Genomic DNA, 6,557 nt, shown 5'->3' on the forward strand with positions numbered 1-6,557 from the left:
GACCGCGGCCGCGCCGATGGAGCCGCCGGCGCCGCCCCGGTTCTCGATGACGATGTTCTGGCCGAGCGCGGCAGAGAGCGGAAGCTGGATGGGCCGCGCGACATTGTCCGAGGAGCCGCCCGGCGGGTAGGGCACGATCAGGGTGACGGGCCGGCTGGGCCAGGCGGTTTGCGCCCGTGCCAGGGCGGGCAGGGCCAGGGGGGACAGGGCCAGGGCGGCGAGCAAGGGGCGGCGGGCAATCCTCATGGGCTCTCTCCCCCGATGGTGGCGCGCGCATCCACCGCCACCGCCCCGCGCCCGGCGGCGCGCAGCAGCAGCGGGTTCAGGTCCATCTCGATCAGCCGCGGCCCGAGATCGGCGGCGAGCCAGGAGAGCCGGACCAGCGCCTCCACCGCCGCCCGCACATCCAATGCAGGGCGGCCGCGCACGCCGTCCAGCACCGGCCACAGGGCGAGCCGGCGCAGCATCGCCGCGGCATCCTCGGGCCGCAGCGGGGCAGGCATGAGCTGGACGTCGCGCAGCAGTTCCACCAGCACGCCGCCGGCGCCGACCAGCACCATGGGGCCGAAGCCCGGCTCCCAGCGGGCGCCGAGGATCAGCTCCGCCTCGCCGCGCGCCATCTCCTGCACCAGCACGCCCTCCAGCCGGATGTCGGGCAGGGCGGCATAGGCGGCGCGCAGGGCGGCGGCATTGGGCAGGTTCAGCTTCACGAGGCCGAGGTCGCTCTTGTGCACCACGGCGCGGCTGACGCCCTTCAGTACCACCGGGTAGCCGATGGCCTCGGCCGCCAGGATCGCCTCCTCCACCGAGCGGGCCAGGATGCCCCGGGTGACGGGGATGCCATAGGCGGCGGCGAGGGCCTTGGCTTCCGCCTCGGTCAGCGCGCCCGCCGGCAGGCGGGGCGGGTGGCCGATGCCAGGGGGACGGGCGGGTGGCGGCAGGGCGGCGCGGTCGCGGCCCTCGGCCTCCGCCTCCAGCGCCCGCAGCACGCCGAGTGCATCGGAAACGCGGTCGTAGAAGGGGAAATCCGCCTGGCGCAGCGCGTCCCGCGCGGCGTTCCCCACCTCCGCCGCCGTCATGACGAAGAGCACCGGCCGCCCGCCCTCCCGGCACAATCCGGGGAAGAGGGCGGCGCGGGCGGCCATGGCGGGCTGCGTCGTCATCGGCACCACCACGGCGCCGATATCCGGGTCGGCCAGGAAGGCGCGGACGCAGGCGGCGAGGCCTGCCTCGCTGGTGCCGTCGTCGAAGCTGCCGGTATCCAGCGGCAGGTGGACATGGCTCTCCGGCATCCAGCGGCGCATCTCGGCCCGCGTCGCCTCGCCCATCTCGGCCAGGCGCAGCCCGGCGGCGGGGAGCATGTCCGCCGTGGTGACGGTGGAGCCGCCGGAGGAGGCGACGACCGCCAGCCCCATCCCCGGTGCCGGCAAGCGCGGCAGCCGGTCCAGCGCATCGGCGGCCTGGACCATGACGGCCGGGTCCTCGCAGAGCACCGCGCCTTCCGCCCGGCAGAGCGCGGCGAAGGCGGCGTAGCTGCCGGCGAGGCTGGCGGTGTGGCTGCGCGCCGCCTGGGCGCCGGCGGCGCTGCGCCCGGCCTTCACGCAGAGCACCGGCTTGCCCGCGGCACGCGCCCGGCGCAGCAGCGGGCCGAATCGGGCGGGATCCTTCAGCCCCTCGATGTAGAGGGCGATGACGCGCGTCGCCGGGTCCTCGACCAGATACTCCAGGAAATCGCAGAGCTCGAGATCCGCCTGGTTGCCGACCGAGATGCAGCGGCTGAACCCCGCGCCGTGATGCAGGCCGATGGAGACCAGCGTGCCCATCAGCGCGCCGGACTGGCTGACCATGCCGATGCCGCCGGCCTTCACCTCCGCCGCCTCCAGCACCAGGGAGGAGGAGAGCATGGCGCGGTCGGTCATGTTGAAGATGCCGAGGCAATTCGGCCCAACCAGCCGCATCCCGGCATTGCGCGCCACGGCGAGGATCTGCGCCTCCAGCGCCGCGCCCTCCGGCCCCGCATCGGCCAGCTTGCCGGTGATGACGATGCAGGCGCCGACGCCGGCCGCGGCGCACTCCTCCACCTGCCGCAGCAGATGCGCGACGGGGACGGCGAGGATCGCCACATCCACTTGGCCGGCGGCGCCGATGCTGGGGAAGGCGGGCAGGCCGCGGATGCTGGCGCGGTTCGGGTTGATCGGCACCAGGCGGCCAGGGAAGCCGTGCTTGATGAGGTAGTGGATGACCCGGCCGCCGAACTTGCCCACGTCATCCGAGGCGCCGATGACGGCGACGGAATGCGGGCTGACGATTCGCGCAAGCGTCAGGCGAGTTTCGACCATTGAACGTTTCCTTATGGCCGCAGCAGACAACCTCCCGCCGCTGTCGTCCAGCCCCCGGGGGCGGAAGCGGTGCTGCGGCAGGGCGGAACGACCGGCGCTGCGACTCTGCTGCCGCGGTGCGCGCCGTGATGCGAGGTTGCGATGGCGCGGCCGCCATGCGGCCGAGCCTGCCCGGGCCGGCGCCGCGCACCGGGCGTCCGGGGCAGGTAACCCGCAGCGCGGACTATCAGGGCCCGGCGAAGCGTGCTAGCGGACCTGCATGCCCGATGGCGAACCGAACCGCCGGCGGCGCCCCGCGGCGCCGAAGGCCAGCCCCGATCCGGCCCCCTCCCGCGGCCGCATGTACAGCAGCGTGCTGGAGGTGGTGGGCGCCACCCCGCTGGTCCGCCTGCCGCGGCTGAAGGCGGCGGATGGGCTGGCGGCGGACCTCGCGCTGAAGCTGGAATTCTTCAACCCGCTCGGCTCGGTGAAGGACCGCATCGGGCTGGCCATGGTGGAGGCGGCGGAGCGCGCCGGGCTGATCGCCCCCGGCCGTTCCACCCTGGTCGAGCCGACCTCCGGCAATACCGGCATCGCGCTGGCCTTCGTCGCCGCCGCCAAGGGCTACCGCCTCATCGTCGTCATGCCGGATGGCGCCAGCGTGGAACGGCGCAAGATGATGCGGCTGATGGGGGCGGAGCTGGAGCTCACCCCCTCCCGCCGCGGCATGGCCGGGGCCATTGCGAAGGCGGAGGCGATCGTCGCCGCCACGCCCGGCGCCTGGATGCCGAAGCAGTTCGACAATCCCGCCAACCCGGACATCCACGCCACCACCACGGCGGAGGAGATTTGGACGGATACCGGCGGGCAGGTGGATGTCATCGTCGGCGGCATCGGCACGGGCGGGACGCTGACCGGCATCGCCCGGGCGCTGAAGCCGCGCCGGCCGGGCTTGCGCATCATCGGCGTGGAGCCGGCGGAAAGCGCCGTGCTCTCGGGCGACGAGCCGGGGCCGCACGGCATCCAGGGCATCGGGGCCGGGTTCAAGCCGGCGGTGCTGGACCTTGCCGTGATCGACCAGATGGTGCGGGTGGCGGAGCGCGACGCGATCGCCGCCGCGCGCCGCTGCGCGCGGGAGGAAGGGCTGCCGATCGGCATCTCCTCCGGCGCCGTGCTGCACGCCGCGCTCGGGGTGGCGCAGGAGAAGGGGCTGGAGGGCGGCCTCGTCGTCGGCATCGCGGCGAGCTTCGCCGAGCGCTACCTCTCCACCGAGCTCTTCGCCGGGCTGTAGGGCCTGCGACTACGGGCTGGTCCGGCAGGTCCGTGTCGCGGCGCCGGCCGGCAGGCGCGCCGGGGCCACCGGCCCGCGGTGCTTCGCCATCCCTCTTCCCGCCGGTCTCCGGAACAACGACCCGGCGCCGCGCCAAGCGGCCGGGGGGCGGCCCCATGGTGGTTTTGCGCGCCGCGGCCTATCTTCCGGGCCCTGACCTTGCTGGAGGATCCCGCCATGCCGCATGACGGCCATCACCACGAGCCGGATGGCAGCCACACCCCTTCGGATGGCTGGAAGCACACCGGCGTGCGCGTCATCCCGGGCGACCAGCTCGACAAGAACACGGCGCAGACCCCGGGCATGAACCGGGCGGCCGCGATCAATGCCGCCCGGGTCGGCGCGCAGAAGATCTGGGCCGGCACGGTGCATATCCACCCCAACGCCAAGACCGGCGCCCACCACCATGGGGAGCTGGAAAGCGTCATCTACATCGTCAGCGGCCGGGCTCGGATGCGCTGGGGCGAGAAGCTGGAATTCGTCGCGGAAGCCGGGCCGGGCGACTTCATCTTCGTGCCGCCCTTCGTGCCGCACCAGGAGATCAACGCCAGCACGGACGAGACCCTGCGCTGCGTGCTGGTCCGCTCTGACAACGAGGCGGTGGTGGTGAACCTCGACATCGAGCCGGTGGAGAAGCCGGAGGAAGTGCTGTGGATCGACCCGATCCATAAGACCGGCGGCGTCTGAGCCGCCGCGAGAACTACGAGGTCGTATCGGTGAAGGCCAGGCCGCCCGAGTCCAGGGCGGCCAGGATGGCGGTGACCATGGGCTTCATGTGGAAGCTCTCCTCCGGCATCACCGCCACCTCCCCCCCGGCCTCCCGCACCGCGGCCGCCACCACCGGGCCGACGGCAGCGATGCGGGTGCGGCGCAGCGCCGCCCGCAGCAGCGCCGGCTCGGCCAAGGCGGTCAGGCGGCGGAGCTGCGGGGTGCTGGTGAAGACGATGAGGTCGATCCGGCCATCGGCCATCTCCCGCAGCGTGGCCAGCACCCGGGCATCATCCTCCTTCGAGGCATAGGCGTAAGGCAGCACCGCATCCGGCGTGGCACCGGCAGCGCGGATCGCCTCCAGCAGGGGCGTGTTCGGGTTGTCCGGGTAGAGCTGGACGGCGATGCGGTGGCCCTTGAGGTCCAGCGTCTCCAACGCGGCGATGATGCCGGCGGTGGTGGGCGGCTCAGGCGCCAGGTCGGCCGAGAGGCCCTGGGCGCGCAGCCGGGCCACCGGCTTCGGCCCGCGGCAGATGCGCCGCACGCCGGCCAGGGCGGCGCGGAATTCTGCCTCGATCCCGGCGCGGGTGGCGACGCCGAGCAGGCGGGTCAGCCCCTCCCCGGTCAGCAGGATCAGCGCCTGCGGCGGGGCGGCGATGAAGCGGCGCAGCCAAGCCTCGATGGGCGCGGGGTCCGGGGCGTCGATGATCGCAACCAGGGGGCAGCGGATCGCCTCGGCGCCCTGGCGTTCCAGCATGCGGGCGAGGACTTCCATCTCCCGCGTTTCCGGCACCACCACGCGCATGCCGGACAAGGGGTCTGCCATGGGGTGCTCCTCTCGCCTGAACCGCAAGCCTAGCGCGGATGCCGCCCGAGCCGAACCTCCATCCGTCCCCTCCGTCGCCGGAGGCGCTTCAAGGCGCCTTCGACACCGTCGAAGGCGCCGATTCGCGAGGGCCATGGGGTGGTTTGCGCTTAAGGCGCGCTCGACGGTGTCGAGCGCGCAGGGCGCGTCCGGACGGAACCTTCAGCCGGCCCGATGTTGCGCCAACCGGCGCCGCCTGCGCTAGGCTCCCTGCCATGGCTCTCCCCCGCCGTGCCCTGCTGGCCCTGCCCTGGCTGCTGTCCGCCCCGGCCCGCGCCGCCCCGCGCCTCCGCATCGGCTCGAAGAACTTCACCGAGCAACTCGTGGTCGGCGAGCTCTACGCCCAGTCGCTGGAAGCCATGGGCGCCACGGTGGAACGGCGGCTGAACCTCGGCGGCACCGCCATCGCCCAGCAGGCGCTGACCAGCGACGAGATCGACCTCTACCCCGAATACACCGGCACCGGCCTCGGCGTGGTGCTGAAGGAGCCGCCGGAGGGCGATGCCGCGACCATCCTGGCCAAGGTCAGGGCCGGCTATGCCGAGCGCTTCGATCTGCGCTGGGTCGCTCCCTCCGGCATCGACAACGGCAACGCCCTGCTGGTGACGCCCGCCATGGCGCGGCGGCTGAACCTCGCCACCCTCTCCGACCTCGCCCGGGAGGCGCCGAAGCTGACCCTGGCGGCCGGCAACGAATTCGCCGACCGCGCCGACGGCCTGCCCGGGCTGCGCCGGGTCTATGGCATGGAATTCCGTCGCCTCCGGCAATTCGCCTCGCTCGGCCTGCGCTACGCCGCCCTGGCCCATGGCCAGGCGGATGTGGTGAATGCCTATGCGACGGATTGGCAGATCGCGGTCGGCGGCTATGTCACCCTGCGGGACGACCGCGCCCTCTGGCCGCCCTACCAGCTTTGCGCCGTGGTGCGCGGTGCCGCGCTGCGGGCAGCGCCGGAGATCGAGGCGCCCCTCGCCGCTGTCGGGCAAAAGCTGGACAATGCCACGATGCAGCGGCTGAACCGGGAAGTGGACCAGGATGGCGACGAGCCACGCGAAGTGGCGAGCCGCTTTCTCCATGCCCAGGGCCTCGTCTGATGCGCTGGACCAGCCGCAACCTCGACACCATCCTAGCCGCGACGGCGACGCATCTGGAACTGGTGCTGGCGGCGCTCGCCATCGCCCTGGCGCTGGCCCTGCCGCTCGGCCTACTGGCGGCGGGGCGGCCACGGCTGCGCGCCTGGCTGCTGGGCAGCGCCTCCCTGCTCTACAGCCTGCCCACCCTGGCGCTCTTCGCCCTGCTGGTGCCGGTGCTCGGCCTCGGCTTCGCCCCGGCGCTGCTG

The 6,557-nt window shown here is 73.3% G+C and carries 5 protein-coding genes and 2 pseudogenes; 4 read left to right on the top strand and 3 right to left on the bottom strand.

Translation table 11 applies throughout. The features are described 5' to 3' along the window. Positions 1-246, bottom strand: a pseudogene (locus NJ376_RS15015) (tripartite tricarboxylate transporter substrate-binding protein); the annotation flags it as partial. After that, the gene (locus tag NJ376_RS15020; RefSeq protein WP_252954103.1) at positions 243-2,339 is read right to left on the bottom strand and encodes an acetate--CoA ligase family protein; all 2,097 of its coding nucleotides are present in this window, start codon (positions 2,337-2,339) and stop codon (positions 243-245) included. The gene NJ376_RS15020 and the pseudogene NJ376_RS15015, both read right to left, overlap by 4 nt. Before the next feature lie 340 nt (positions 2,340-2,679). On the opposite strand from NJ376_RS15020, the gene cysK reads away from it, so the two are divergent. After that, positions 2,680-3,609: a cysteine synthase A gene (gene cysK / locus NJ376_RS15025; RefSeq protein WP_252954107.1), complete on the top strand. Its 930-nt coding sequence runs from the start codon at positions 2,680-2,682 to the stop codon at positions 3,607-3,609. Positions 3,610-3,825: 216 nt separating this feature from the next. Then, a complete protein-coding gene (locus NJ376_RS15030) occupies positions 3,826-4,335 on the top strand; it encodes a cupin domain-containing protein (protein WP_252954104.1) in 510 nt (169 codons plus the stop codon). 13 nt (positions 4,336-4,348) lie between these two features. Here NJ376_RS15030 and NJ376_RS15035 read toward each other — a convergent pair whose 3' ends face one another. Then, positions 4,349-5,182 carry a uroporphyrinogen-III synthase gene (locus NJ376_RS15035; RefSeq protein WP_252954105.1) on the bottom strand — a complete coding sequence of 278 codons (834 nt, stop codon included), beginning with the start codon at positions 5,180-5,182 and terminating at the stop codon, positions 4,349-4,351. 254 nt (positions 5,183-5,436) lie between these two features. Here NJ376_RS15035 and NJ376_RS15040 point away from each other — a divergent pair, with 254 nt between their 5' ends. Both NJ376_RS15040 and NJ376_RS15045 read left to right on the top strand, forming a co-directional pair. Then, entirely contained in the window at positions 5,437-6,312 is an 876-nt protein-coding gene (locus NJ376_RS15040; RefSeq protein ID WP_252954106.1) for a glycine betaine ABC transporter substrate-binding protein, read from the top strand. Further along, a pseudogene (locus NJ376_RS15045) lies at positions 6,312-6,557 on the top strand (hypothetical protein); the annotation flags it as partial. The gene NJ376_RS15040 and the pseudogene NJ376_RS15045, both read left to right, overlap by 1 nt.

This window comes from Siccirubricoccus soli, assembly GCF_024178315.1.
In the GTDB taxonomy this organism is placed as follows: Bacteria; Pseudomonadota; Alphaproteobacteria; order Acetobacterales; family Acetobacteraceae; genus Siccirubricoccus; species Siccirubricoccus soli.

Bases quoted from the DNA above. Each gene is read 5' to 3' on its own strand.
- cysK (WP_252954107.1), top strand. From the start codon at position 2,680: ATGTACAGCAGCGTGCTGGAGGTGGTGGGCGCCACCCCGCTGGTCCGC.
- NJ376_RS15030 (WP_252954104.1), top strand. From the start codon at position 3,826: ATGCCGCATGACGGCCATCACCACGAGCCGGATGGCAGCCACACCCCT.
- NJ376_RS15040 (WP_252954106.1), top strand. From the start codon at position 5,437: ATGGCTCTCCCCCGCCGTGCCCTGCTGGCCCTGCCCTGGCTGCTGTCC.
- NJ376_RS15035 (WP_252954105.1), bottom strand. From the start codon at position 5,182: ATGGCAGACCCCTTGTCCGGCATGCGCGTGGTGGTGCCGGAAACGCGG.
- NJ376_RS15020 (WP_252954103.1), bottom strand. From the start codon at position 2,339: ATGGTCGAAACTCGCCTGACGCTTGCGCGAATCGTCAGCCCGCATTCC.